Source organism: Klebsiella sp. PCX, from assembly GCF_021869705.1.
Classification (GTDB): Bacteria; Pseudomonadota; Gammaproteobacteria; order Enterobacterales; family Enterobacteriaceae; genus Klebsiella; species Klebsiella quasipneumoniae.
In genome coordinates this window covers 3,377,679-3,403,636 of sequence record NZ_CP091527.1, presented here as the reverse complement: position 1 = coordinate 3,403,636, position 25,958 = coordinate 3,377,679, and the positions used below count along the sequence as shown (strand labels likewise).

Annotated in this window: 21 protein-coding genes; 3 read left to right on the top strand and 18 right to left on the bottom strand. The window is 63.5% G+C overall.

The genetic code is table 11. The annotated features are described in order from the left end of the window. Positions 1–143: 143 nt before the first annotated feature. Both nifA and nifL read right to left on the bottom strand, forming a co-directional pair. Positions 144–1,718: a nif-specific transcriptional activator NifA gene (nifA, locus tag GQR96_RS16270; protein WP_004203574.1), complete on the bottom strand. Its 1,575-nt coding sequence runs from the start codon at positions 1,716–1,718 to the stop codon at positions 144–146. Continuing rightward, the gene (gene nifL / locus GQR96_RS16265) at positions 1,715–3,199 is read right to left on the bottom strand and encodes a nitrogen fixation negative regulator NifL (RefSeq protein ID WP_065877370.1); all 1,485 of its coding nucleotides are present in this window, start codon (positions 3,197–3,199) and stop codon (positions 1,715–1,717) included. Before nifL ends, nifA begins: the two co-directional genes overlap by 4 nt. 319 nt (positions 3,200–3,518) lie before the next feature. On the opposite strand from nifL, the gene GQR96_RS16260 reads away from it, so the two are divergent. Continuing rightward, positions 3,519–4,049 (top strand): flavodoxin, encoded by a 531-nt coding sequence (locus tag GQR96_RS16260; RefSeq protein ID WP_032456835.1) that lies wholly within the window; start codon positions 3,519–3,521, stop codon positions 4,047–4,049. 22 nt (positions 4,050–4,071) lie between these two features. On the opposite strand, the gene nifM is transcribed toward GQR96_RS16260, so the two are convergent. The 14 genes from nifM to nifH all read right to left on the bottom strand — a co-directional run bounded on the left by nifM (position 4,072) and on the right by nifH (position 17,686). Further along, positions 4,072–4,872, bottom strand: coding sequence for a nitrogen fixation protein NifM (nifM, locus tag GQR96_RS16255; RefSeq protein ID WP_065877372.1), 801 nt, complete (start codon positions 4,870–4,872; stop codon positions 4,072–4,074). Beyond that, entirely contained in the window at positions 4,872–5,315 is a 444-nt protein-coding gene (locus GQR96_RS16250; RefSeq protein WP_004203569.1) for a nitrogen fixation protein NifZ, read from the bottom strand. Before GQR96_RS16250 ends, nifM begins: the two co-directional genes overlap by 1 nt. Beyond that, the gene (locus tag GQR96_RS16245) at positions 5,312–5,569 is read right to left on the bottom strand and encodes a nitrogenase-stabilizing/protective protein NifW (protein WP_065877373.1); all 258 of its coding nucleotides are present in this window, start codon (positions 5,567–5,569) and stop codon (positions 5,312–5,314) included. The genes GQR96_RS16250 and GQR96_RS16245 overlap by 4 nt, the downstream gene beginning before the upstream one ends. A 2-nt stretch (positions 5,570–5,571) precedes the next feature. Then, positions 5,572–6,714: a homocitrate synthase gene (nifV, locus tag GQR96_RS16240; RefSeq protein WP_065877375.1), complete on the bottom strand. Its 1,143-nt coding sequence runs from the start codon at positions 6,712–6,714 to the stop codon at positions 5,572–5,574. A gap of 15 nt (positions 6,715–6,729) precedes the next feature. Beyond that, positions 6,730–7,932: a cysteine desulfurase NifS gene (gene nifS, locus GQR96_RS16235; protein WP_032456832.1), complete on the bottom strand. Its 1,203-nt coding sequence runs from the start codon at positions 7,930–7,932 to the stop codon at positions 6,730–6,732. A gap of 15 nt (positions 7,933–7,947) precedes the next feature. Then, on the bottom strand, positions 7,948–8,787 hold the full coding sequence (gene nifU / locus GQR96_RS16230; protein ID WP_236948514.1) for a Fe-S cluster assembly protein NifU: 840 nt from the start codon (positions 8,785–8,787) through the stop codon (positions 7,948–7,950). A gap of 194 nt (positions 8,788–8,981) precedes the next feature. Beyond that, positions 8,982–9,452 (bottom strand): NifB/NifX family molybdenum-iron cluster-binding protein, encoded by a 471-nt coding sequence (locus GQR96_RS16225; protein WP_065877377.1) that lies wholly within the window; start codon positions 9,450–9,452, stop codon positions 8,982–8,984. Then, positions 9,439–10,824, bottom strand: a complete 1,386-nt coding sequence (gene nifN, locus GQR96_RS16220) for a nitrogenase iron-molybdenum cofactor biosynthesis protein NifN (protein ID WP_065877379.1) — start codon at positions 10,822–10,824, stop codon at positions 9,439–9,441. Before nifN ends, GQR96_RS16225 begins: the two co-directional genes overlap by 14 nt. Before the next feature lie 9 nt (positions 10,825–10,833). Next, a complete protein-coding gene (nifE, locus tag GQR96_RS16215) occupies positions 10,834–12,207 on the bottom strand; it encodes a nitrogenase iron-molybdenum cofactor biosynthesis protein NifE (protein WP_065877381.1) in 1,374 nt (457 codons plus the stop codon). A gap of 583 nt (positions 12,208–12,790) precedes the next feature. Then, entirely contained in the window at positions 12,791–13,453 is a 663-nt protein-coding gene (locus tag GQR96_RS16210) for a NifB/NifX family molybdenum-iron cluster-binding protein (protein WP_004203559.1), read from the bottom strand. A 10-nt stretch (positions 13,454–13,463) separates the two neighbouring features. Continuing rightward, complete coding sequence (nifT, locus tag GQR96_RS16205; RefSeq protein WP_004203557.1) at positions 13,464–13,682, bottom strand: putative nitrogen fixation protein NifT; 219 nt, start codon at positions 13,680–13,682, stop codon at positions 13,464–13,466. A 39-nt stretch (positions 13,683–13,721) separates the two neighbouring features. Then, positions 13,722–15,284 (bottom strand): nitrogenase molybdenum-iron protein subunit beta, encoded by a 1,563-nt coding sequence (nifK, locus tag GQR96_RS16200; RefSeq protein WP_065877383.1) that lies wholly within the window; start codon positions 15,282–15,284, stop codon positions 13,722–13,724. 55 nt (positions 15,285–15,339) lie between these two features. Continuing rightward, a complete protein-coding gene (gene nifD / locus GQR96_RS16195; protein WP_032456353.1) occupies positions 15,340–16,788 on the bottom strand; it encodes a nitrogenase molybdenum-iron protein alpha chain in 1,449 nt (482 codons plus the stop codon). Between the two features lie 16 nt (positions 16,789–16,804). Then, on the bottom strand, positions 16,805–17,686 hold the full coding sequence (gene nifH / locus GQR96_RS16190) for a nitrogenase iron protein (RefSeq protein ID WP_004203553.1): 882 nt from the start codon (positions 17,684–17,686) through the stop codon (positions 16,805–16,807). Between the two features lie 403 nt (positions 17,687–18,089). Here nifH and nifJ point away from each other — a divergent pair, with 403 nt between their 5' ends. After that, entirely contained in the window at positions 18,090–21,605 is a 3,516-nt protein-coding gene (gene nifJ, locus GQR96_RS16185) for a pyruvate:ferredoxin (flavodoxin) oxidoreductase (protein ID WP_065877385.1), read from the top strand. 16 nt (positions 21,606–21,621) lie between these two features. On the opposite strand, the gene GQR96_RS16180 is transcribed toward nifJ, so the two are convergent. Beyond that, positions 21,622–21,930, bottom strand: coding sequence for an ArsR/SmtB family transcription factor (locus GQR96_RS16180; protein WP_065877387.1), 309 nt, complete (start codon positions 21,928–21,930; stop codon positions 21,622–21,624). A gap of 240 nt (positions 21,931–22,170) precedes the next feature. Between GQR96_RS16180 and fusA the strand changes: the two genes are divergently transcribed. Beyond that, the gene (gene fusA, locus GQR96_RS16175; protein WP_065877389.1) at positions 22,171–24,273 is read left to right on the top strand and encodes an elongation factor G; all 2,103 of its coding nucleotides are present in this window, start codon (positions 22,171–22,173) and stop codon (positions 24,271–24,273) included. A gap of 222 nt (positions 24,274–24,495) precedes the next feature. Here the strand turns inward: fusA and sbcB are convergent, their stop codons facing one another. Beyond that, complete coding sequence (gene sbcB, locus GQR96_RS16170; RefSeq protein ID WP_049093790.1) at positions 24,496–25,920, bottom strand: exodeoxyribonuclease I; 1,425 nt, start codon at positions 25,918–25,920, stop codon at positions 24,496–24,498. Positions 25,921–25,958 lie beyond the last annotated feature (38 nt).

Genomic DNA, 25,958 nt, shown 5'->3' with positions numbered 1-25,958 from the left:
CGATACCTTCCTGCTGCAAAGGGCATACCAGAGAGGTTTTTTTTATCTTTCTGAAAAGAAAGGTGTTATTCCGCATCCCTGCGGCAAAATATTGTCGTGTTCCCGCCGCACGGGCGACAATGTCCTGAACCTGACACCGCGGCCTACAGACGCGGCAGGGTGATATCCATGATCTGGATCCGGTAGGCGACCTGGCGCGGCGTCATCCCCAGCAGCCGCGCCGCCTTGGCCTGCACCCAGCCGGCTTTTTCCAGCGCGGCGATCAGCCGCTGGCGTTCATCCAGGCTGTTGTCCAGCCAGCTGTCTTCCGCTGGCCCGCTGGCGGGCAGGGCTTTGGCCGGACGTTCCTGGTGGGTGAAGAGGATCACGTCGCGATCGATCAGGCCGCTCTCGGACATCACCGCCGATCGTTCGAGGCAGTTCTCCAGTTCGCGGACGTTGCCCGGCCAGCTGTACTCCATCAGCAGGCGGATCGCCCCCTCGCTGATCCGCAGCGTGCGCCCCTGATGCTGGCCAATTTTGCGCACCAGAAAGTGCGCCAGCTCGGCGATGTCCTCCTGACGCTCGCGCAGCGGGGGCAGGGCGATGGGCATCACATTCAGGCGATAGTAAAGATCCTCGCGGAAGTGGCCCAGCCGGACCTCCTCCTCCAGGTGGCGGTTGGTGGCAGCGATGATGCGGACATTCACCCGCAGGGTCTCATCGCCGCCGACCCGCTCCATCTCCCCCTCCTGGAGGATGCGCAGCAGCTTAGCCTGGAATGAGGCGCTGCTTTCGCCAATCTCGTCGAGAAACAGGGTGCCACCATCCGCCAGCTCAAAACGCCCCTTACGCTGGCGCACCGCCCCGGTAAAGGCGCCTTTTTCATGGCCGAACAGTTCGCTTTCCAGCAGGTTGTCCGGCAGCGCCGCGCAGTTAAATTTGACGAAGGCGGCGCCAGCCCGCGGCGAATGGTGGTGGATGGCATTGGCGATCAGCTCCTTCCCGGTGCCGCTTTCGCCGCGCACCAGCACGGTGGTGTCCCAGCGCGAAACCTGGCGGATCACCTCCACGATCTGGCGCATCGCCGGGCTCTTGCCGACCATATTGTCAAGGCCCACCCCGCGCGACGACGAGCAGGCCGGCGGCCGTTCCACCTTCGGCGGCTGGCGGCCCGGCAGGGTGGCGGAGGCCGGGAGGATCATCAACCGGATGGTCTGGGCGATGAGGTTGGCGACGGTTTCGAGAAAGCGGGTGCAGGCCGGCAGCCGCTCTTCCTGGCGCGCCATCGGCTGGGCCGCCAGCACTCCCATGGGCCGGGCGTTGGGCCCCATCAGCGGCACGGCGATAAACGGCAGGTCATAATCGTAGAGGCTCAGACGGTCGAGAAAACGCTGATCGTCGGCGACCCGCGGCAGCACCAGCGACTGCCCCTGGGCCAGCACCGTCCCCACCAGCCCCTCGCCGGGACGATAGCGGATCTGCGCGCTGCCGGGGAGGGTCTGCTGCTCGGTTTGCTGCAGCGCTTCGATACTGAGGATCTCCTGCTCGCTGTCGTAAAGACAGATCATCCCGTGCTGCATAAAGGCATCGTTGTGCAATACGCTGAGCACCTCCTGTAGCGTTTTGCTGGCCTCGGTGGCGCGGCTCAGCACCACGCTTATCCGCTGCATGGCGGTGAACTGCTGAGAGAGGTCGAAGCGTCTGACGGTGGTGTCCGGGTCGGATTCGGGGATCATGCTTCACCTCCGTTCAGGGTGTTAAACAACGGGAAACGCAGGGTCAGGCAGGTGCCGCCCTGCGGCCGGGAAGCCAGCTCGATGGCCCCGCGATGGTGCGCCACCAGGGTCTGGATCAGCCGCAGCTCCATGCCTTTGCCCGGCGAATTCAGCGCGTCGGGGGAGTGGGCGTAGCGCACCTGCAGCAGCGGCACGTTGTCGGTCAGGTACAGCGCCAGCCAGCCGTCGTTTTCCTCGGCATAGAGCTGCATCGCCAGCGGGACGGAAGGCAGCTCGGCGGCGAGGGCCAGGGTGCGGTCGAGCCACAGGCTTAAGCACGCCAGCAGCTGAGTGCGCTGGCCAAAGCCGATCAGATGCGGTGAGGCCATGTCCAGCTGTAGCCCCTCGGGATCGAAGCGGGTGCGGTAGAGGGCGCACAGGTCGTCGAAAAAGGGCTGCAGCGGCCAGACGGCGGGGCTTTCGAGTTCCAGCGACGGGCGACAGCGCTGGAGCCGGGCCATCGCCTCTTCCCCTTCTCGCCAGGCGGCCTCCAGCGCCACGTTGCCGCTGCTCTCGCCGTTCAGCCGACGGGCCGCCGCCAGCATGTTAATCGGGCAGTTCAGCTGGATCAGCGCGGCGTCCAGCGACTCGCGGATCGCCGCCAGCAGCTTGCCGGCGGTCATTTGCTGCTTCAGCCGGTCGAGGCGGCCCTGCTCCTGCTGCTGGCGCTGCTGGGTACAGTCGGCGATCACCACCAGGCTTCGCGCCAGGGCGCTGTCGATAAAGTAGCGGCTGGCCTCTTCGCTGACGCCGGGCAGCGGCCAGCAGGTCACCGACAGCCAGCGCGCGGCCCCGCGGATAGCCACCGGCAGGATCTGTTCCACGCCGGGCGTCATTCGGCCAGGGGAGACCTGCAGCTCGGTGAGCAGCTCCCGGCCGCCGCAGTCGGCGCAGAAGGTTTTATAGGCGAGGTTGTCCATCACCACCCGATCCTGCTCGTCCACCACCACCACGGCGGCGGGAATATTATTCAGCACCGCCTCCATCAGGGTCATATGGTTGCGCAGCCGCTGCTCCAGGGTATAGCTGACGCTGATATCCCGCTGCATCGCCAGATAGTGCTCCAGTTCCCCCTGCGGACTGAGCACCGGAGTGATGTCAATCTCCACCAGGTACAGGCCGCCGTCACGCCGCTGGTTAATCAACTGGCCGCGCCACGGCTGACGCTGGAGCAGGGTGTGCCACATCTCCTGATAGATCTCGCGCGGCGTCTGGCTGCTGGCCAGCAGGCGCGGGTTCTGATTTAACAATTGCGCCAGCGAATAGCCGGTCTGGCGGCAAAACGCCGGGTTGGCGTAGATGATCCTGGCGCTGGCGTCGGTGAGGGAGATCGCCACCGAGGCCTGTTCCACCATGGTAAAAAACAGCCCCGGATGTTGTTGAGTCAGCGCGCCGGCGATGGCTTCCGGCGCGGCGTTATCGAGCATCATATTCAGGGTCATCGTAAACTCCTGTGTCGCAGTTATGACAAATTGTCCGACACCGTGCGCGGATCGCGGCGGGCTGAGCCGAACCCGTATAACCATGCAAACTGTGCGCCCTTATCGAAACGACCGAACGAAACATTGATCCGACAGGGGGAAAATCCGCTGATTTTTACCTTTAGGCCCGCCGGGGGCGCCTTTCGCGGGCGCTGCTGCGGCGGGAAGCGATCCTGATGGGGCAGGGATGGGCCGTCACGGTGCAGGGCAACCTGGCACAGCCTTCGCAATACCCCTGCGGTTATCCCTATTTCCGACACCATTCCGACAGGAGCGTACTATGGCCAACATTGGCATTTTCTTTGGCACCGATACCGGTAAAACCCGCAAAATCGCGAAAATGATCCACAAGCAATTAGGGGAGGCCGCCGCCGCCCCGGTCAATATTAACCGCGCCACGCTGGCGGACCTGCTGGCCTACCCGGCGCTGCTGCTGGGCACGCCGACGCTTGGCGACGGCCAGCTGCCGGGCCTTGAGGCCGGGGGCGAGAGCGAGTCGTGGGCGGAATTTCTTCAGACCCTCGGCGACGTCAGCCTGCAGGGGAAAACGGTGGCGCTGTTTGGCCTCGGCGATCAGCGCGGCTATCCCGATAACTTCGCCAGCGGGCTGCGGCCGCTGTACGACGCCCTGCGCGCCCGCGGGGCGACGATGATCGGCAGCTGGCCGAACGAGGGGTATGAGTTCAGCGCCTCATCGGCGCTGGAGGGGGAGCGGTTTGTCGGGCTGGTGCTGGACCAGGATAACCAGTTCGACGAAACCGAAACGCGCCTGGCTACTTGGCTTGAGGAGATTAAACCGCACCTGCTGTAAACGCTGGCGGGTGGCCTGTCGGCTACCCGCACAGCCCCGGCTGGCGCGCTAACATCTCAGCCAGCCACTGGCGCTGGTGGCGGCGCTGGCTCTGTTGACTAAGGTAATCGCGGGCGCTTTCCAGCGCCTGCTCAGGCGTCATCGGCGCGGCGGGGCGGATGGCTTCGCACCATACCAGGTGCCAGCCCAGCTCGCTGGCCACCGGCGCGCTCAGCGCGTTTTCCGTCAGCGCGAACAGGGCCTCCTCCAGCTGCGGATAAAGCAACCCCCGGCCGATCCACCCCAGCAGTCCGCCGTCGAGGGCGCTTGGACAGTGGGAGTGTCGCTGGGCCAGCGGCGCAAACGCCTCGCGGGAGGCCGCGATTTGCCCATGAAGCGCCTGGATGCGCGAGTAAACCGCCTGGTCGTCGCCATCGACGGTGAGCAGCAGATGGCGGGTCAACCGCTGTTCCGGGCGGATAAACTGCGCCTGATGCCGCAGATACCAGGCCTGCACCGTGGCGGGATCCGGCTGCGGCGCCTGGCTGGCAATCCCGGCGAAGGCGGTTTCCAGCCGGGCATGATGCAGGACGATCGCCGCCCGCTCCGGCGGCGTAAACCCGCCCTCATCCAGCCAGGCGCCCAGCGAAGCGGCGAGGCCTTCCCGTAGCGCGGCGGGGATCGCCTCCGCCGCAATCTGGCCGACCAGCGCCTGCTCCACGCTGGCCTGACGCTGCCAGGCCGCCTCGAAGGCCTCCCGGTCCGCCGCGGCGATGGCCGCCGGTTCGCAGTTCCAGCGGCTCTGCGCCAGCCGCCGCCGGCCAAATCGTTGCCATGGCTGCATTATTCTTCCTCCTCTGCCAGGGCCAGCGCGGTCACCGGCACCTGGAACCAGCGGCCGCCGAAGTCGACGATATAGCCGTCGCCGCGCTCGCCCCGATCGGTGGCTTCAATGCGCCCCTGCTGACCGACGTTGACCACCACTTCGCCCTGCAACGTCAGCGCCGTCTGGCAGGTGACGTTATCGCCATACTGCAGATTCCCCGCCAGCCAGGGCCGATCGCCGGCAATCAGCTCCTGTTCGCGGCAGCCGACAACCCGGTCACAGTCCGGGAAGTGGATCTGGTAGATGATCTGGTCCTGCAAGAACACCCCCCAGTCGCGGACATAGCCGATGCTGCCCCGGCGCACCAGCAGGGCGCCGGATGGCAGGCCCGCATAGGTGCCATCGTTGCGGATGGCGCGCACGACGCGGACCGCTTCGCTAAAGGTGAATGTGGGTCTCATGGCCTGTTCTCCTCGAACTGTTGCTGATAACTCTCCGCCAGCAGCCGGCGCGCCAGCAGCCAGTGCGCGCGCGGGTTCTCCTCCAGCTGGTTGAGCAGAGGCACTTCCGCCTTCAGCTTACGGTGAAAGGCGGCCAGCACCGGCAGGCTGCAATGGGCCAGACGCTCGGGCTGGAAGGGAACGGCGAAAAACTGAAAGAAGGCGTCGGCGGAGCGCAGGTCGTCTACGCCGGGGATCTGATAAAACCACTCCATGCTTACCCCCTGGCCTGCAGCGTTTCGGCGCCGCAGAGCGCGTGAAAGATTGCCGCCAGCTCATCATCCCGCGGGCTGCGTTTGCCGTTTTCGGCAAAGCGACGGAGCGCTGGCAGCAGCTGGTCAATCTGCGCTGATGTCAGGTGATAGCCCATCCGGTCGAAGACGCCGTTAACCGCCTGGCGACCAGAGTGTTTGCCCAGCACCAGCCGATAGCCGCGGCCCAGCAGGGCGGGGTCGATCGCCTGATAGCTCTCGCTGTCGCGCAGCAGCGCCGCGACGTGCACGCCGGACTCATGGGTAAAGACCAGCTCGCCCACCAGCGGTTGCTGGGGATCGACAGGGCGACGGGTGGCGAGGGCCACCTGTTCGCACAGCGCCGGCAGGGCGGTGAAACGCACCCCGGTCTCGACGCCCAGGCAGCGCTCCAGTCCGAGCGCCACCGTTTCCAGCGCCGCGTTGCCCGCCCGTTCGCCCAGGCCCAGCACGGTGGTGTTCACGCTGGTGGCCCCGGCGCGTACCGCCGCGAGGGTGTTGGCGGTGGCCAGCCCGAGATCGTTATGGGCGTGCATCTCAAGTTCGCCGGGCCAGACGTTACGCAGGGCGGCGATCTGCGCCGCGGTAGTGAACGGTTCGAGGATACCGACGGTATCGGCATAGCGCAGACGGGTGGCTCCCGCCTCCCGGGCCAGGCGGGCAATGTCCTGCAGCGTCGCGTCGCTGGCTCGCGAGGCGTCCTCACAGCCAATGCAGACCTTCAGGCCAAGGGTGTGGGCGAGGTGGATCAGGGCCGCCAGCCGCTCCAGCAGCAGCGGTAAGCTCTCGCGCAGTTTGTATTGCCGCAGCTTGTCGGAGGCGGGAATGGAGATATCCACCCAGTCCATGCCCAGCTCGGCGCTCTGGCGAATTTCGCCGGCCTGCATTCGGCACCAGGTCATCAGCGTGGCGCCCGGGAGCTGACGGCGCACCAGCCGGATACGGGCGCACTCCTCCTCGCCCATCGCCGGGGTGCCGACCTCCAGCGCCTCGATCCCCGCCGCGTACAGCGCCTCGGCGATGGCGATTTTTTCGCTGGCCTGGAAGGCCACGCCGGGACTCTGTTCGCCATCGCGCAGGGTGGTGTCATTGATCAGTATGCGTCCCATTTTCGTCTCTCCGTCTTAACCATAGACCGGCGTGAAGGCGCCATCCTGCAGGTGCGGCTGGCCGTTCCGCCAGTAGGGCGACAGGGCGCGCAGCCGGTCGATAATGGGCGGCAGGGCGGCGATGACGTAGTCGATCTCTTTTTCCCGGGTGTAGCGCGAGAGGGAGAAGCGAACGGTGCCGTGGGCCGCGGTGTAGGGGATATTCATCGCCCGCATGACGTGCGACGGCTCCAGCGAGCCGGAGGTGCAGGCGCTGCCGCTGGAGGCGGCGATCCCGGCCTGATTCATCAGCAGCAGGATCGCCTCGCCTTCAATGCACTCGAAGGCCAGATTAAGCGTGCCGGGCACCCGCGGCTGGCTGCCGCCCATCACCGTTACCGCCGGGATAGTGGCCTGGAGATGGTGTGCAAGGCGATCGCGCAGCTGGCTAATCTGCGCCATGCCCGGGAGATGGACCTGCGCCAGCTCGCTGGCGGCACCCATCCCGACAATGCCGCTGATATTTTCCGTACCGGCCCGCCGGCCATGCGCCTGGTGGCCGCCGCGCAGCAGCGGGCGAAACCGCGTTCCCCGCCGCAGCCAGAGGCAGCCCACCCCTTTGGGGCCGTGGAATTTATGCGCCGAGCAGGAGAGCATATCGATCCGCGTCTGGCTGAGCGCCATCGGGATTTTGCCCACCACCTGCACGGCGTCGCAGTGAAACAGCGCGCCCTGCTCATGGGCCAGCTCCGCCAGCTCGGGCACCGGGAACATGACGCCGGTTTCGTTATTGGCCCACATAATGCTGACCAGCGCCACGCGCGGGCTAAGCGCCGCCCGAAACTGCGCCATATCGAGGGCCCCCTGCCGATCCACGGCGATACGGTGGATCAGGTATCCCTGGCGCTCCAGCTGTTCGCACACCGCCAGGGTGGCGGGATGTTCGACCACGCTGGTGATGATCTCGCGCCGCTCCGGCATCAGGGCCACCGCCGAGGCGATGGCGGTGGTGGTGGCCTCGGTGGCGCAGGAGGTAAAGATGATCTCGCTGGGGTAGTCGGCTCCGAGCAGGGCGGCCACCTGTTGGTGCGCCCGTTCAAGGGCGGCCTGCGCCGGCAGACCAAAATCGTGTATCGACGAAGGGTTGCCGTAAAAGTCGGTCAAAAAGGGCATCATCGCGTCGAGAACCATCGGGTCGAGACGGGTGGTGGCGTTGTTATCGAGATAAACAGGTTTCATCGTATCCCCCTTGGGTTAGTTAACCGCGGCCGGGGCCGCCACCACGTCCATGTAACTTCCGGTACGCTCCATCAGCTTCTGCTGCAGCCAGGCGAGGGTCATGTCGGTCATCATGCAGCCGCTGCAGCTGCCGGAGAGGCTGACGGTCACCTGGCGCGGGGTGACGCTCACCAGCGTCATGTCGCCGCCGTCGGCCTGAATGTGCGGGCGCAGCTCGTTGATGGTATCGACCACGCTTTGCCAGTGCGCATCCTGGGTCGTCTCCGCCGGCAGGGGGGCGGGCGGCTGTTGGGCGAGGATCGCCGCCAGCGCCAGCTCAATTTTTTCATGGCAGGCGGTACAGCCCCCGCCGGCCTTGGTGTAGTTGATCACTTCCTCGAGGGTGGTCAGGCCGTTGTTCACCACGGCCCGGCGAATATGCCCTTCGTCGACGCCGAAGCATTTACAGATCAGCTTGCCCTCCTCATGCTCCTCCTCAAGGCTTTCGCCGCGAAAATGGGCGATGGCCGCACGCAGCGCCTCCTGGCCCATCACCGAGCAGTGCATTTTCTCCGGCGGCAGACCGTCGAGGTAGTCGGCGATCTGCTGGTTGGTGATCTGCCCGGCTTCGGTCAGGGTGTGGCCGAAAATCAGCTCCGTCAGCGCGGAAGAGGAGGCGATGGCGCTGCCGCAACCGAAGGTCTGGAAGCCGGCCTCCTCGATGATCTCGGTGTGCGGATCAACCCGCAGCATCAGGCGCAGCGCATCGCCGCAGCTTAATGAACCCACATCGCCCACCGCGTTGGCGTTGTCGACCACGCGCGCGTTGCGGGGATGAAAAAAATGGTCTTTCACTTTCTCGGAGTAGTTCCACATGCTGTCAGCTCCAGGGATGATGACGAAAACGCCGGGGCGCGGTGCACCGCAGACTGGCGGTGGTACTGTTCCCCAAGCAATTGCAGTACCAACGCATAAAAACCTTATTTATTAATTACCTGGCTGAATCAGCTCCCCCGACAGAGCCGACACTGTTGTGGCGTTTTGTGGGCTTTGTCACATAAACGACAGGCTCAGGGCTGCGGGTCGGGCTCCTCCCGCCATGTCTGCTCCTCCAGCAGGCGGTTAAAGCGCTGCGGGTCGCGTTGCCGCGCGCTGCGGCGCTGCGCTTTTTCATACCAGGAGAGCTGGATCTCCTGCAGTAAGCCGAGGATGGTGGTCTGGTCGGGAACCCGTTCGGCGCGGACGCCCACCTGCAGCAGCTGGCGAAAAACCGCCTCGCCAATCGCCACGCAGAACAGGGTGACGCAATCCTCCAGGGCGTGGACACGCTCGGCTATCTTCTCGGTCTGATGGCCGCTGACGACCGGGAACTCCACCACCCGCAGCAGGGTGACCCGATCCGCCTTGACGCCGTAGACCACCAGCCGCGGCGTGGCGCCAAAATGCTGATCGACGTGGCGGTAATCGGAGCTGGCGAAGGCGACTTTCATCGACCACTCGTCGGCGTGGACCATCTCAAACTGTCGGTTAATGGGCGGCATAAGCGTCTCCTGAAGCCGGCTGGGGGTCGGCGCCCTGGCGAAGCGGCGAGCGGTAGAGGGCGGTGTGGTGATGGCGGTCGCGCAGCAGATTGGCCAGCTCAAACAGCGTGTCGCGCATGCCGGCGTACCCCTGGCGGACCCGGCGAAACTCGCCGAGTCGGTCGAAGATGGGAAAGCCGACGCGGATCAGCGGCAGGGCAAACTGCTCCGCCAGATCGCGGGCGTGCGAGTTAGCCACCAGCAGATCGGCGGGTTGGTGGCTCAGCAGCTGCTGGAGATCCTCAAGATCCCCCGGCACCACCTGCTCGACCGGCAGCTGGCGCAGGCTGGGGTGGCTGGTGGGGGCAACCAGCGGGCCGGGCTGGATCCCCTGGCTGCGGGCGAAATCACACCATGCCGCCAGCAGGTCGCCCTCCGCGGCCATCGCCATGCGCTGGCCCTGCAGCCACATATGACAATCGATCATCGCATCCTGCAGCTGGCCGCGCTGGCGCTCAATCCAGGCCGGTACGCGGCGTCCGGACAGCTTCGCCAGCTGATGGATAAAGGTATCGCAGTGGTCGAGAGTCATCAGGTGCGGCAGGGCGATCACGTCCCCCCGGCTGCGCTGGCTCAGGAGGGATGCCGCCCGCTGCATTGACACGCCGATGGCGAAGCTGCCCAGACTCTGGCCCATCTGCGCAATCTGGCGCAGCGAGGCGCCGCCCTGGGTCAGGGGCGTAAAATCCCCCTGACCGAGGTGGCCATCCATCGACAGCGAGAGGTCCGGCAGGACCACCGGCTGCAGGCCAAAGGCCTCCACGCAGCGGCTCAGCCATTCGATATCCCCTGGCGAACAGAGATGGCTGACCAGCAGGTTGACCCGCCGGGGGCGCTGCCCCGGCCGCGGCGTCGGCGCCACCCACTGCTCGATGATGCTCTCGATCACCGCGCTGTAGCCGTTTTCCATAGAGCCAAAAAAATCCGGGGTGTTGACGGTGAGGATCGCCACCCCGTTATGGCGGGGATGCGCCTCGCGAAACTGGCGCACCACCCGGGCGATATCGCTGCCCTGCGCTTCCGCCAGACCGGTGCTGAGCAGCACGATGGCCTGCGGACTGTGGCGCTGGCAGAGGGTGTCGAGCGCGGTGAAGATATTGCCGTCGGCCCCCATGATCGTGGCGGTCGGATCCATGGCCGTCGACTGCAGCGGCACCGGGTCATGAAAATGCTGAATAAAGAAAACCTTGGCGAAGGCGCTGCAGCCCTGGGCGCCGTGGACCAGCGGGATGGCCTGGGCCAGCCCGAGGCTGGCGAGGATCGCCCCGAGCGGTTGCCCGGTTTTAATCGGGCTCACCGCCAGCGGTTTTTCGCTACGGATAAGGTCTGCCATGGTGTTCTCCTAGCGCCACGGGGCGCGGGCATGCGTTTGCGGCCAGACGGGGCTGGCGAGGGTCAGACAAAGCTGGCGGGCGAGGGTGATGATGCCCTGGTAGCCAGCGTAGGCGTGCTCCCGCTCCTGATTGATATCGAGAAACGGCAGCCGGGCTTTCCAGGCGGTGTACATATTGCGTCCGCCGGCGATCATCAGATCCGCCTGATAGCGGTACACCACGTCGAGCAGGGTGCGGGCGTTGCCCTCCTCAAGCATCACCGCCTCGTCGCCCATCAGCTCCCGGATCCGCTGTTTATCCTCCTCGGTGGATTTCCGCGTGCCGGTGGCCACCACGGTCATGCCGAGATCCTGCAGGGCCGAGACCACCGACCAGGATTTCACGCCGCCGGTGTAGAGCAGCACCTTGCGCCCGCGGAGCTGCTCGCGCCACGGCGCCAGCGCCTGCTCCGCCGCTCGCTCCTCGCGGGCGATCAGCGCCTCGGTGCGGCGGCACAGGTCGTCATCCCCCAGCAGCGCCGCCAGCTGGCGCAGGGCGTCGGAGGTGGCGCGGATCCCGTAGAAGCTGCCTTCAAACCACGGCGTGCCGTAGCGCAGCTCCAGCCCCCGGGCGACGTTGATCAGCGCCCGCGAGCAGACCAGCATATTGGCCTGCGCCCGGTGCAGGGTCTGGATCTCGGCAAAGCGGCCGTCGCCGGAGAGGCTGCCGAGGACGCGGATCCCCAGCTCGTCGAGCAGCGGCTGGACCTGCCAGAACTCGCCGGCGATATTGAATTCGCCAATCAGGCCGATATCGTGGCGCTGGGCCGGGGCAAAGGGCGTGTTGTCCGGCCACGGGGCGGGTTCGCGCTGGCCAATCACCTGCCTGAGCATCACATCGCCCGCCATCCGGTTGCCAAGATTTTTGCTGCCGTAGAAGCCGGCGGCGTCAATGGCGATGACCGGCACGCCGGTGGCGGTCTGCGCGGCCTGGCATACCGCCTCGATGTCATCGCCCTCCATCGCCGGTACGCAGGTGTTGTAGATAAAGACCGCCGCCGGATGATAGCGGTCGACGATGTGACGCACGGCGTGGAACAGGCGGCGTTCGCCGCGGCCCATAATCACATCCTGTTCGTTGAGATCGGTGGTAAAGCCGAGCCGGTTGAGGGCCGGGCCGGCGCTGATGCTGCCGCGGTTATCCCACGAGCTGCCCGCGCAGCCGATGGGGCCGTGCACCAGGTGCGCGACGTCGGCGATGGGCAGGAGCGTTATCTGCGCGCCGTCGAAGGCGCAGCCGCCGGCGGTGGCGCCGGGCTTAGGGGCGCTGCAGCCGGATTTTTGCTTCTGGTTGTGCTCGCAGGCGGATTCGTCCAGCAGCGCCAGAATTTCCTTTCCCTTCATAGTGACCTCGTTGACGGTGGGAGACCGGAGAGGTGATGCAATTCGCGCTCCAGGGAGAGGGGGATTGATTTTTAAGGAAAAAGGGTTGTGGGTTTTGCGACAAAGGCAACAATCGGACAAGGGGGGCATGATTTATCGCGCTGATAACTGGATTTACCGCGACAGTATTGCTGCAGACTGGTGAATGGCGGGAAAGGTCGATAAGGTGGACTATTCCGTTCACCGACCTTCCTCTCTATTTCATCGCGCCCTCTGCGGGTGAACGGCATGGGGGGCGTTTCGCCCGCCCCCCATGACCCCCCGCATGGCGCTGAAAATTGCCGCTGCGCGGTCCGCTCCACTCCGGCTTCATCTGGCGGAACGGGCGGACTCGACATCCCTGTCTCGACCGCCCTCTGGCCGCCGTCCTGGCGGCCAGTCCTGGATGCGCGCCTGCGTTCTCGCCAATTTTCCTGATGCGCCCAACCCCCCGCTGTCACTTTTGTCCCTGTCCTGCGGCGCTTGCCTTGCTGAAAGAAAGGATGTCCCTGCAGGGGTAAAAAAAGGCCCGCGGGGTCGGCGGGCAACAAGCACAACACAACGATTAAAAAACACGTTCCTCCAGAGGGTTATCCCGGTTGAGGCGCTTCGCCAGCCACGGCGGCAGCCGACCGGCCAGCATCGCGCTCACCGCGGCGCACTGAGCCTGAATCGTCGTGCCCGGCGGCGCTTTCATCGGATGGATCTGATGGCGGATCAACCTCGCGGCGGCAGGCCCGCCAATCTCCTGACAAAACAGCAGATGGCAATCCTCCAGTAGCCTGGCGCGCATCTCGCTGGCGTCAGACGCCGCCGAAGGGGAGGCATAGCGGCGCAGATCTGCCAGCCAGCCGCCCTGGTCATCGAAGGCATAGATAAAAAACAGCCGGTTCTGGCCAAAATGACCATTGATGGTCAGGCCATCCTGCGAGCAAAAAGCGACCCGCAGCTGCGGCGTTCGCTGAGGGTGGCGGGCGATGCGTAAATGGCCGGGCAGCGCCCCCTGAAGGCAGGCGATGACCCGCGCCCAGCGGGCCGGGGACATCACCGCCGTCGCCGAAGGAAAGCTGGCGGCCAGCTGGGGCTGCGTCAGGGTGGTTAAGCGTGCCGGGGTCAAGGTCTCGCCGCACTCCTGCGCCAGCCAGTCGACGACTTGCACCGGCTGCAGCTCCGGCAGCGTCTGGAACAGCGCCAGCAGACGCCAGAAAAGGGTATCGTTATCGGACATTTCCAGCTCCTTATAGCAGCGTGCTGCGGGTGGCGCGCAGGCTTATCGGGAAGACTGGTCGACCCGGCTGCGGATTGACGTAGTAGCGACGTCCCCCTTCAAGGGCAATCGCGCCGCCCCAGCGGTCGGTCTCGTCATGTTCGACCTGGAGCACCCGAGCCTCCAGATCCTGTTTGGCGATATAGGCATACAGCGCCTCGCCGCGCTCACGGAAAATCACGATGGGCATACTCCCTCCTGGCCCCGCCTGCGGCGGGGCGCCTGATGGTTAACGAACGAGGTCGAAGCTGTAATCGGTTTTGCCCAGCTGGCTGGTGTCGTGGTCCAGTTTTTCCAGCACGGCGTTCACCAGCGTCGTGACGATGTTCATCGCGCCTTCATAGCCCCAGGTGGTCTGGCGGTGCAGATGATGGCGGTCGAACAGCGGAAAGCCGAGACGGATCAGCGGCACTTCGAAGGCTTCGCCCTTCGCCAGAGTATCGCGCTGGATAAACTTGCCGTAGGAGTTACCGATCATAAAGTCCGGCTGGCGGGTGAACATCAGCGACCGGAAGTGCCACAGGTCGCAGTTGATGAACACTTCGCTGTCCTGGCCGTACGGCGAGGCATCGAGCATTTTCTTCATCGCTTTTTGCCAGCGTTTATTGGCGTTATGGCTGAGGATCACCGTCGGCTCGCAGCCCAGCTCCAGCAGGAAGCGCGTCAGGCCCATCACGAAATCCGGATCGCCATAGAGGCCGAATTTTTTGCCGTGCAGCCAGGTGTGGGAGTCCAGCATCATGTCCACCAGCCGGCCGCGCTCCAGGGTCAGGGCGTCGGCGATCGGTTTGCCGGTTAGCTGACTAACGGTCATGAGCAGCGCGTCGGTAGCGGCCAGACCCAACGGAACGGCCACCTCCGTCGCGGGCTGATTCCACATCTCCTGAACCACCTTTTTGCTTTTCACCAGCTGCCACGGCTGCAGCAGCAGGGTGTCAATGGCGTCCGGCGCGGTTTTGATCTCCTGCTGGCTGGTGCCGCCGGCGTACATCCGGTAATGGCCGTCGGCGGGGGTGTCGAGCACCTCGGATGGGTCGGAGAGCAGGCTGCACGGGACATCCATCTGCGCCATCATCCGCTTCAGCACGCGGAAGTTGCCGAGATAGGTCTCAAATCCGGTCACCAGATTGAGCTTTTGCTGTTTGCCCGGCTGCCCGGCGTAGTCAGCGGTAAAGGTCTTCGCGAACCCTTCGAACATATTGTCCCAGCCGGTGACATGGCTGCCGATAAAGCTGGGGGTATGGGCGTAAGGAATGGCGATGCTGTCGTCAACAAATCCCTCTTTTTTGGCGTTGGCGATAAACGCCTGCAGATCGTCGCCGATCACCTCGGCCATGCAGGTGGTGGAGACGGCGATAATCTCGGGTTTATACAACGCGCTGGCATTCTGCAGGCCCAGATTCATGTTGTTGTTGCCGCCGAACACCGCCGCGTCCTCGGTCATGGAGTCGGAGACGCAGGCCACCGGCTCTTTAAAATGGCGGTTAAAGTAGGTGCGAAAATAGGCGACGCAGCCCTGGGAACCGTGCACGTAGGGCAGGGTGCCGGCGAACCCCAGCGCGCAGAGTACGGCGCCGAGCGGCTGGCAGGCTTTGGCCGGGTCGACGGTCAGTGCCTCGCGCTGGAAGTTCAGCGCTTCATACTCGGCGGTGGTGGTCCAGGCAAACACCTCCTGTACACGCTGTGCGTCGTGCGCCTCTTCAAGGCTCTTTTTATTCTGGAACAGGGTCTGGTATTCATCCTGTTCAAACAGCGGATAACAGCTGTGAATTTTATCGATCGTTTGGCTCATGGTGTTCTCCTCCCGCGCCACAAATCGGTGGACTGACGGGACAGTGAAGGGGCAATCACGCAGACTTCAGCCACGGGGCAGTCAGTTCGTTCCACGCCGGATTGTTCAGGGTCATATCCATATCGCGGGCAAAGATGGCGAAGCCGTCATAGCCGTGATAGGGGCCGGAATAGTCCCAGGAGTGCATCTGGCGGAACGGCACCCCCATTTTCTGGAAGATATATTTCTCTTTGATCCCGGAGCCGATGAGGTCGGGCTTCAGCGCTTTGACGAAGGCCTCCAGCTCATAGCTGCTGGCATCGTCAAACAGCAGAGTGCCCTCTTTCAGGTCCGGCAGGGTGCGGTCGTAATCATCGTTATGGGCAAACTCGTAGCCGGCGGCGATGATCTCCATCCCGAGATCCTCATAGGCGCCGATGACGTGGCGCGGCCGCAGCCCCCCCATGTACAGCAGCACTTTGCGCCCCTCCAGCCGCGGGCGATATTTGGCGATGATGGCCGCCATCTGCCCCTCATATTTGGCGATCACCGCTTCCGCATTGGCGCGAATGGTGTCATCAAATTGATCGGCGATCTTGCGCAGTGATTCGGCGATTTTGGTCGGGCCGAAGAAGTTATATTCCATCCACGGGATCTGATGTTTCTCCTCCATATGGCGGGCGATATAGTTCATCGAGCGGTAGCAGTGGACGAGGTTGAGCTTAACGAACGGGGTGTTCTCCATCTCCACCAGGGTGCCGTCGCCGGACCACTGCGCCACTACCCGCAGCCCCATCTCTTCCAGCAGAATGCGCGAGGCCCAGGCGTCGCCGCCGATGTTGTAATCGCCAATGATGGCAACATCGTACGGGGTGCTGGCAAACGGCTGCCCTTCGCGATTGTTCAGCACCCAGTCGCGCACCACGTCGTTGGCGATATGGTGGCCCAGCGACTGCGATACGCCGCGAAAGCCTTCGCAGCGCACCGGGATCACCGGTTTATCCAGCGCCTTGCTGCTGGCGTTGGCCACGGCGCTGATGTCATCGCCGATGAGGCCCACCGGGCACTCCGACTGGATGGTGATCCCTTTGGTCAGCGGGAACAGCAGCTCCATCTCTTCAATCAGTTTGCTCAGCTTTTTATCGCCGCCGAAGACAATATCGCGCTCCTGAAAATCAGAGGTGAAGTTCAGGGTGCCGAAGCTGTCGACACCGCTGACGCCGGTATAGTAGTTGCGCCGTCCGGCGCGCGAGTACTGGCCGCAGCCGATGGGGCCGTGCGAGATATGGGCCATGTCTTTGATTGGCCCAAACACCACCCCTTTCGAGCCCGCATAGGCGCAGCCGCGCACGGTCATCACCCCGGGCTGCGATTTACGGTTCGAGATAATGCACTTGCCGACGCTCTCCATCTGCGGATCGCTGATCATCATGTGCTTTCTGCGCTCTTTGCGCGCGGTTTCGGGAAACACCTCCAGGACTTCCTGGATGAGCGCAAGGTTACGTTCGCCTGTTGCGTTGGTCATGGTGAGGATCCTGTACTCAGGCCGCGTTTTCTTCAGCGGCGGTTTTACCAATGATGCTGGTGTCTTCTTCTTCCATGATGCCGAACTCCATCAGCAGCGACTCCAGCTCGTCCATGGTGCAGGGGGTCGGCACCACTTTTTTGGTGTTATTGACGATCTTCTGCGCCAGTTGACGATATTCGTTGGCCTGCTGACAGGTCGGGTCGTACTCGATCACCGTCATCCGGCGGATCTCCGCGCGCTGCACAATGTTGTCGCGGGGAACGAAGTGGATCATCTGGGTGCCAAGCTTCTCCGCCAGGGCGATGATCAGCTCATCTTCGCGGTCGGTTTTACGCGAGTTACAGATCAGGCCGCCGAGGCGTACCTTGCCGGATTTGGCGTACTTCACGATCCCTTTGGAGATATTGTTGGCGGCATACATCGCCATCATCTCGCCGGAGCAGACGATGTAGATCTCCTGGGCTTTGTTTTCGCGGATCGGCATAGCGAAGCCGCCGCAGACCACATCGCCGAGGACGTCATAGAAGACGAAATCCAGATCTTCTTCATAGGCGCCTTCTTCTTCGAGGAAGTTGATGGCGGTGATCACCCCGCGTCCGGCACAGCCGACGCCTGGCTCCGGGCCGCCGGATTCGGCGCAACGGACATCGCCATAGCCGATTTGCAGCACGTCTTCGAGCTCCAGATCCTCGACCGAGCCCACTTCCGCCGCCATCTCCATAATGGTGTTCTGGGCTTTCGCATGGAGGATCAGACGGGTGGAGTCCGCCTTCGGATCGCAGCCGACGATCATCACTTTCTTACCCATCTCGGCGAGAGCCGCGACGAGATTCTGGGTGGTGGTGGATTTACCGATACCGCCTTTACCGTAGATAGCGCATTGACGCATGGTCATGGTGAGTTCTCCTGTTGTTGAGTGTTTGCCAGCAGAGAAGTGCAGGGAACATACCAGCTGTAATTTTTTATTTATGCGTTTGATAAGTAAGTATTTTTTGTAAACCGGCCGCGCAGGGGGCCTGCGCAAACGGCACAATAACGCCACCAAATGTGCGAAACAGAACAATTTCCCGCCACCGGCCCGGCGCGGCGCTTTGTCGCCTGTTCAACAGCTTGTCGCGCCCTGTGTCTTATTCCCCGCAATTGCGCCGGACGGATCTGCGCCTTTCTTCCCTTAACCTGTTGAATTAATAAGCGACAGGCGGTAATTCGCGAGCTGGCACAGGCTGTGCTTGAAGAGGAAACAGGGTTTGCCGCGGGCTGTCGCGGTAAAGAGAACGCTCACCTTCGAGGATTGAACGATGTCCGGAAACATGAAAACAATGGATGGCAACGCGGCGGCGGCCTGGATCTCCTACGCCTTTACCGACGTGGCGGCCATCTATCCCATCACCCCCTCCACGCCGATGGCGGAAAATGTCGATGAATGGGCCGCTAAGGGGAAAAAGAACCTTTTTGGTCGGCCGGTGCGCCTGATGGAGATGCAGTCTGAAGCCGGCGCCGCCGGGGCGGTGCACGGCGCGCTGCAGGCGGGGGCGCTTACCACTACCTACACCGCGTCGCAGGGGCTGCTGCTGATGATCCCCAATTTATACAAAATCGCCGGGGAGCTGCTGCCGGGCGTCTTTCACGTCAGCGCCCGGGCGCTGGCGACCAATTCGCTGAATATTTTTGGCGACCATCAGGACGTGATGGCGGTGCGCCAGACCGGCTGCGCCATGCTGGTGGAGAATAACGTTCAGCAGGTGATGGACCTGTCGGCGGTGGCGCATCTGGCGGCGATCGCCGGGCGGATACCGTTTATCAACTTCTTCGACGGCTTTCGTACTTCGCACGAAATACAGAAGATCGAGGTGCTGGCGTATGAGCAACTGGCGACGCTGCTGGACCGCCCGGCGCTGGAGCGCTTTCGTCGTCAGGCGCTGCACCCGGATCACCCGGTGATCCGCGGCACCGCGCAAAACCCGGATATCTACTTCCAGGAGCGGGAGGCCGGTAACCGCTTCTACCTCGCGCTGCCCGATCTGGTGGAAAGCTATATGGCGAAGATCACCGCGCTTACCGGGCGGGAATATCACCTGTTTAATTACCACGGCGCGCCGGACGCCGAGCGGGTGATTATCGCCATGGGCTCAGTGTGCGACACCGTCCAGGAGGTGGTGGAGACGCTCAATGCGGCGGGGGAGAAGGTGGGGCTGCTCAGCGTCCATCTCTATCGGCCGTTCTCGCTGGCGCACTTCTTCGCCCAACTGCCCGCCAGCGTGCAGCGCATTGCCGTCCTTGACCGCACCAAAGAGCCGGGGGCGCAGGCGGAACCGCTGTGCCTCGACGTCAAAAACGCCTTCTATCAGCGCGACGATGCGCCGCTGATCGTCGGCGGCCGCTACGCGCTCGGCGGTAAGGACGTGCTGCCCAACGATATCGCCGCGGTGTTTGATAACCTCAGGCAGCCGCTGCCGAAGGACGGCTTTACCCTGGGCATTGTCGATGATGTCACTTTTACCTCGCTGCCCGCCCGGCAGGAACCGCTGGCGGTCTCCCATGCCGGGATCACTGCCTGCAAATTCTGGGGCATGGGCTCGGATGGTACCGTCGGGGCGAACAAAAGCGCCATCAAGATCATCGGCGATAACACGCCGCTCTACGCTCAGGCCTACTTTTCCTACGACTCGAAAAAGTCCGGGGGGATCACCGTCTCACACCTGCGCTTTGGCGATCGGCCGATCACCTCGCCCTACCTGATCCACCGGGCCGATTTTATCGCCTGCTCTCAGCAATCCTATGTCGACCGCTACGACCTGCTGGAGGGGCTGAAGCCGGGGGGCACTTTTCTGCTCAACTGCAGCTGGTCCGAGGCGGAGCTGGAGCAGCACCTGCCGGTCAGCGTCCGGCGCTATCTGGCGCAGGAAAAGATCGACTTTTATACCCTCAACGCGGTGGACATCGCCCGCGAGCTGGGCCTCGGCGGGCGCTTTAACATGCTGATGCAGGCGGCGTTCTTTAAGCTGACGGCCATTATCGATCCGCAAACCGCGGCGGACTATCTCAAGCAGGCGGTGGAGAAAAGCTATGGCAGCAAAGGGGCGAGCGTCATTGAGATGAACCAGCGGGCTATCGAGCTGGGGATGGCGGCGCTGCGTCGGGTGACGGTTCCCGCCCACTGGGCGACCCTCGAGGCGCCGGCGCCGCAGGCGACAACCCTGATGCCGGACTTTATCCGCGATATTCTGCAGCCCATGAACCGCCAGCGCGGCGACCTGCTGCCGGTGAGCGCCTTCGCCGGGATGGAAGACGGCACCTTTCCCTCCGGCACCGCCGCCTGGGAGAAGCGCGGCATTGCCCTGGAGGTGCCGGTCTGGCAGCCCGACGGCTGCACCCAGTGTAACCAGTGCGCTTTCGTCTGCCCGCATGCGGCGATCCGCCCGGCGTTGCTGAGCGCTGAAGAGCAGGACGCGGCGCCCGCCGGGCTGCTGAGCAAACCGGCCCAGGGGGCCAAAGACTACCACTATCATCTGGCTATCTCGCCGCTGGACTGCTCCGGCTGCGGCAACTGTGTGGAGAGCTGCCCGTCGCGCGGCAAGGCGCTGCAGATGGTCTCCCTCGACAGCCAGCGCGCGATGGCCCCGGTCTGGGATTACGCCCTGGGGCTGGCGCCAAAAGACAACCCGTTTCGCAAAACGACGGTCAAAGGCAGCCAGTTCGAAACGCCGCTGCTGGAGTTTTCCGGCGCCTGCGCGGGCTGCGGCGAAACCCCTTATGCCCGGCTGATCACCCAGCTGTTTGGCGACCGGATGCTGATCGCCAACGCCACGGGCTGTTCTTCGATTTGGGGCGCCAGCGCGCCTTCAATGCCCTATACCACCAACCACCGCGGCCACGGGCCGGCCTGGGCAAACTCGCTGTTCGAGGATAACGCCGAGTTCGGGCTTGGCATGATGCTTGGCGGCCAGGCGATCCGCCAACAGATCGCCGAGGAGATGACCCGCGCCCTGGCCCTGCCGGTCAGCGACGCGCTTCACGCCGCGATGCGGCAGTGGCTGGCGCAGCAGGATGAGGGGGAGGGGACCCGCGAACGCGCGGACCGCCTCAGTGCGTTGCTGGCGGCGGAAAAAGAGGGGGTTCCGCTGCTTGAGCAGCTCTGGCAGAACCGTGACTATTTCGTCCGGCGTTCGCAGTGGATCTTCGGCGGCGATGGCTGGGCCTACGATATCGGCTTCGGCGGCCTCGATCATGTGCTGGCCAGCGGGGAAGACGTCAATATTCTGGTGTTTGATACCGAGGTCTACTCCAACACCGGCGGCCAGTCGTCCAAGTCGACCCCGGTGGCGGCGATCGCCAAATTTGCCGCGCAGGGGAAACGCACGCGGAAAAAAGATCTCGGCATGATGGCGATGAGCTACGGCAATGTTTACGTCGCCCAGATCGCCATGGGCGCCGATAAAGATCAGACCCTGCGGGCCATCGCCGAGGCCGAAGCCTGGCCGGGGCCGTCGCTGGTGATCGCCTACGCCGCCTGTATCAACCACGGTCTGAAAGCCGGGATGCGCTGCAGTCAGCGCGAGGCGAAGCAGGCGGTGGAGGCGGGATACTGGCACCTGTGGCGCTATCATCCGCAGCGCGAAGCCGAGGGCAAAACGCCGTTTATACTGGACTCCGAAGAGCCGGAAGAGAGCTTCCGCGACTTTTTGCTCGGCGAGGTGCGCTATGCCGCGCTGCACAAAACCACACCGGATCTGGCGGACGCCCTGTTCCGGCAAACGGAGGACGATGCCCGGGCCCGTTTCAGACAGTATCAGCGGCTGGCGGGGGAGGAGTAGGCTGTCGGTTAGCGATTCACGGCTGCTGCATCACGTTCAGCAGCGTATCCAGCAGGCCGGGAAAACGGGCGTCCAGATCTTCCCGGCGCAGCGAAATCATATTCTCCCGTCCCTGAGGCCGCTGCCAGATCACACCGCTGTCGCGCAGGACGCGCCAGTGGTGGGTCATGGTGGACTTGGCCACCTCTTGCTGACGCAGCGCGTTGCAGCTCTGCTCGCTGCCGTCGGCCAGCGTGCGGATGATCTCCAGTCGCAGCGGGTTGCCGAGCGCGGAAAGGACATTTTCCAGGCGAATTTGTTCTCGTTCGGGGTGATTGGCGATCATAATAATCCTGTGTCGGCGGTGGCGCGGCGCATGGCGGTCGCAGCCCGTATCGGCGGCTGGCGGCTACTATACCCAAACTCCAGGTCTGATGCCACGCGCGCCGCCGCAACCTGACCAATCATAATAATAGTCAAAATAGTTCGAATATACTCGTACAATTGTACTATCATAAGCGGCAGTGAAATGAACTGCGGATCATTCCGACCGCAGACTGACAGTCAAAACGACTAAGGACGCATCATGCCCCGACCCATCCCCCTCGAACGTTATCGCAACATCGGTATCTCCGCGCATATCGATGCCGGTAAAACCACCACCACCGAGCGCATCCTGTTTTACACCGGGATGAGCCATAAGCTGGGTGAAGTACACGATGGCGCGGCAACCACCGACTGGATGGCCCAGGAGCAGGAGCGCGGGATCACTATTACCTCGGCGGCGGTGAGCTGCTTCTGGCCGGGTATGGACCGCAGCTTCGAGCCGCACCGGATCAATATCATCGACACCCCGGGGCACGTGGATTTCACCATTGAGGTGGAACGTTCCATGCGCGTGCTCGACGGCGCAGTGATGGTGTATGACTCCGTCGGCGGAGTGCAGCCCCAGTCGGAGACCGTCTGGCGCCAGGCGAATAAATACCATGTCCCGCGGCTGGCCTTCGTCAACAAGATGGACCGCCCCGGGGCGGATTTCTTCCGCGTGGTGCAGATGATGATCGACCGCCTGAAGGCCAACCCGGTGCCGATTGTCATCCCCATTGGCGCCGAAGAGCATTTCACCGGCGTCGTCGACCTGGTGAAAATGCGTGCCATCCTGTGGGATGACGCCACTCAGGGCATGACCTTCAGCTACGGGCCGGTCCCTGACGATCTGCTGGCGACTGCCCGCGAGTGGCGGGAGAAAATGGTCTCGGCGGCGGCGGAGGCCAGCGACGCGCTGATGGACAAATACCTCGAAACCGGCGAGCTGGACGAGGCGGAGATCGTCGCCGGTCTGCGCCAGCGCACGGTGAAGGGTGAAATCCAGGCGGTGCTCTGCGGGAGCGCCTTTAAAAACAAAGGCGTGCAGCGCATGCTCGACGCGGTGGTGGAGCTGATGCCGTCGCCGCTGGATATTCCGGCGATACAGGGCGTGGATGAGAAAGGCCAGCCGGCGGAACGCCATCCGAGCGACGAAGAGCCGCTGTCGGCGCTGGCGTTCAAACTGATGACCGACCCCTACGTCGGCCAGCTGACCTTTATCCGCGTCTACTCCGGGACGCTGAAGAAAGGCGATGCGGTGTGGAACTCGGTGAAGGGCAAGAAAGAGCGCATCGGGCGTATCGTGCTGATGCAGGCCAACGATCGCCATGAAGTTGACGAACTGCACGCCGGGGATATCGCGGCCTGCGTTGGGCTGAAGGATGTGACCACCGGTGATACGCTATGCGATCCGGATGCGATTATTACCCTTGAGCGCATGGAGTTTCCGGAGCCGGTGATTTCGCTGGCGATTGAGCCGAAGACCAAAGCGGACCAGGAAAAAATGGGCATCGCGCTGCAGCGGCTGGCGGCGGAAGATCCGTCGTTCCGTCTGCATACCGATGAAGAGTCCGGCCAGACGATTATCTCCGGCATGGGCGAGCTGCATCTGGAGATCATTGTCGACCGGATGAAGCGCGAGTTTGGCGTTGAGGCCAACATTGGTCGTCCGCAGGTCACCTACCGCGAAACCCTGCGCAAGAAAGTGACGGACGTGGAAGGCAAATTTGTGCGCCAGTCCGGCGGTAAAGGACAGTACGGGCACGTCGTGCTGACCCTGGAGCCGCTGGAGCCGGGCAGCGGTTTCGTCTTCGAGGACGCCACCAAAGGCGGGGTAGTGCCGCGCGAGTACATCCCTTCCGTGGAGAAAGGGCTGCGCGAAGCGATGGGCACCGGCGTGCTGGCGGGCTATCCGGTGGTTGACGTGAAAGCGACCCTGACCTTCGGGTCGTACCACGACGTGGACTCCTCGGAAATGGCGTTCCGCATGGCGGCGATCTTCGGCTTCCGGGAAGGGGCGCGCAAAGCGGACCCGGTGATCCTTGAGCCGGTGATGCACGTGGAGGTGGAGACGCCGGAAGAGTACGCCGGGAATATCATGGGCGATCTCTCTTCCCGTCGCGGGATGGTGCAGGGGATGGAAGAGCGCTTCGGCAGCCAGATCATCCGCGCCGATGTGCCGCTGGCGGAGATGTTTGGTTATTCCACCACGCTGCGCTCGATGTCTCAGGGACGAGCAACCTACAGCATGGAGTTCCACCACTACGCGGAAGCGCCGCGCAACGTAGCGGATGAAATCATCGCCAGCCGTGCGAAAAGTTAAGCCAGTCATCCCGGGTAGCGGCTAGCGCCTTACCCGGGCTACTCTGGTACCAGCGTCCAGGCCCGGTAAGGCGAAGCCGCCACCGGGCAAAAAGGTAAGCACGAACTGGGGAGGCAATGCCCGGCGGCGCTGCGCTTGCGCGGGCCTACGGTCAGGCGTCCTCCCCGGTCATCGTTTGTAGCCCGGGTAAGGCGTTAGCCGCAACCCGGGCATATCTGCCAATCAGACGATATCCTGAGCGTACTGCCACAACGCCTTCAGCTGCGCCAGCTTCTCTTTATCATCCGCATACTGCTGATACAGCATCTGCAGCTCATCGGCATAGGCCTGCAAAAACTCAGGCGTAAATACCTGACGACGGTGCTCTAACCAGCGCTGCTGCTCATGTTCATCGAGCGTGCCGGGGAAGTTGCGCGCCCGGTAGTTAAACAGCAGGCGTTCGATGCGCTTGTCGGCGAAGGTGATATCCAGCGCCGGCAGATTGCGCGGTTCGGTTTCCAGCACGATTTTCATCGCCGCGCGGTCGGCATCGCTAAAGAACCCATTGTAAAGCTGGGCGTCGACGTTTTCGGACGGCACGAACGGCTCGGCTTCGGCATACACCGCCACCACTTTCTCCCGCACCTGCGGATTCGCCCGCAGCAGCTGGGCATTCTCCAGACAGCGTTGAATGGAGATCCCCAGCCGGTCGGCATCCTGCGGGCGCAGGGTATTGGCCTGGGCCAGCACCGGACATTTGTTCAAATGCACCAGCTTAATCGGCGCCGCCGGAAGATCGCCAAGCTCGGCGCGCGGGGTGTAAAGCCGCTCGCGCAGGGCGTCGGCATCCAGTTCCAGCAGCGGCGCCATATCCCCCGCCAGATCGACCATGATCACCGCATTGCGGTTTTCCGGATGCCAGGCCAGGGGCGCCACCAGGCTGGTGTTGCCGCGCGCGGCGCCGAACATGCCGGAGACATGCACCAGCGGCTTCATCTGCGGCACGTCGATGAGCGTCGCCAGCTTGCGCTTATTGCGGTGGCTGTAGAGATAGTCAAACAGCCGCGGCTGCCGGTTTTTCACCAGCTTCGCCATGGCGATGGTGGCGTAAACGTCGGCCATCGCGTCATGGGCGTTCTGGTGTTCAATACCGTTGGCGACGGTCAGATGTTCAAGCCGGAAGCTAGGCAGACCCTCGTCATTCTCCGGCCAGGCGATCCCTTCCGGACGCAGGGCATAGCAGGCGCGCATCACGTCGAGCAGATCCCAGCGCGAGTTATCGTGCTGCCAGCTCCAGGCATAAGGGTCATAGAAGTTGCGATAGAAGATATTCCGCGTCACTTCGTCGTCAAAGCGCACGTTGTTATAGCCGACGATGCAGGTCTGCGGCACCGTGAACAGATCGTGGATGCGGCGGGCAAACGCGGCCTCGTTATCCCCTTTGGCCAGCGCTTCCTGCGGGGTGATCCCGGTGATCATCACCGCCTGCGGCTGCGGCAGATAATCGTCAGCGGGCTTGCAGTAAAACACCTCGGGCTCGCCGAGCACGTTTAACTCCGCGTCGGTGCGGATGGCGGCGAACTGCGCCGGCCGGTCGAGGGAAGGGCTGGTGCCGAAGGTTTCATAATCGTGGAATAAAAATCCGGGCTGGTTGACGCTATCTTGCATAGTCTGTTCATTATCCGTGGTGGCGTGCGACCGGTATG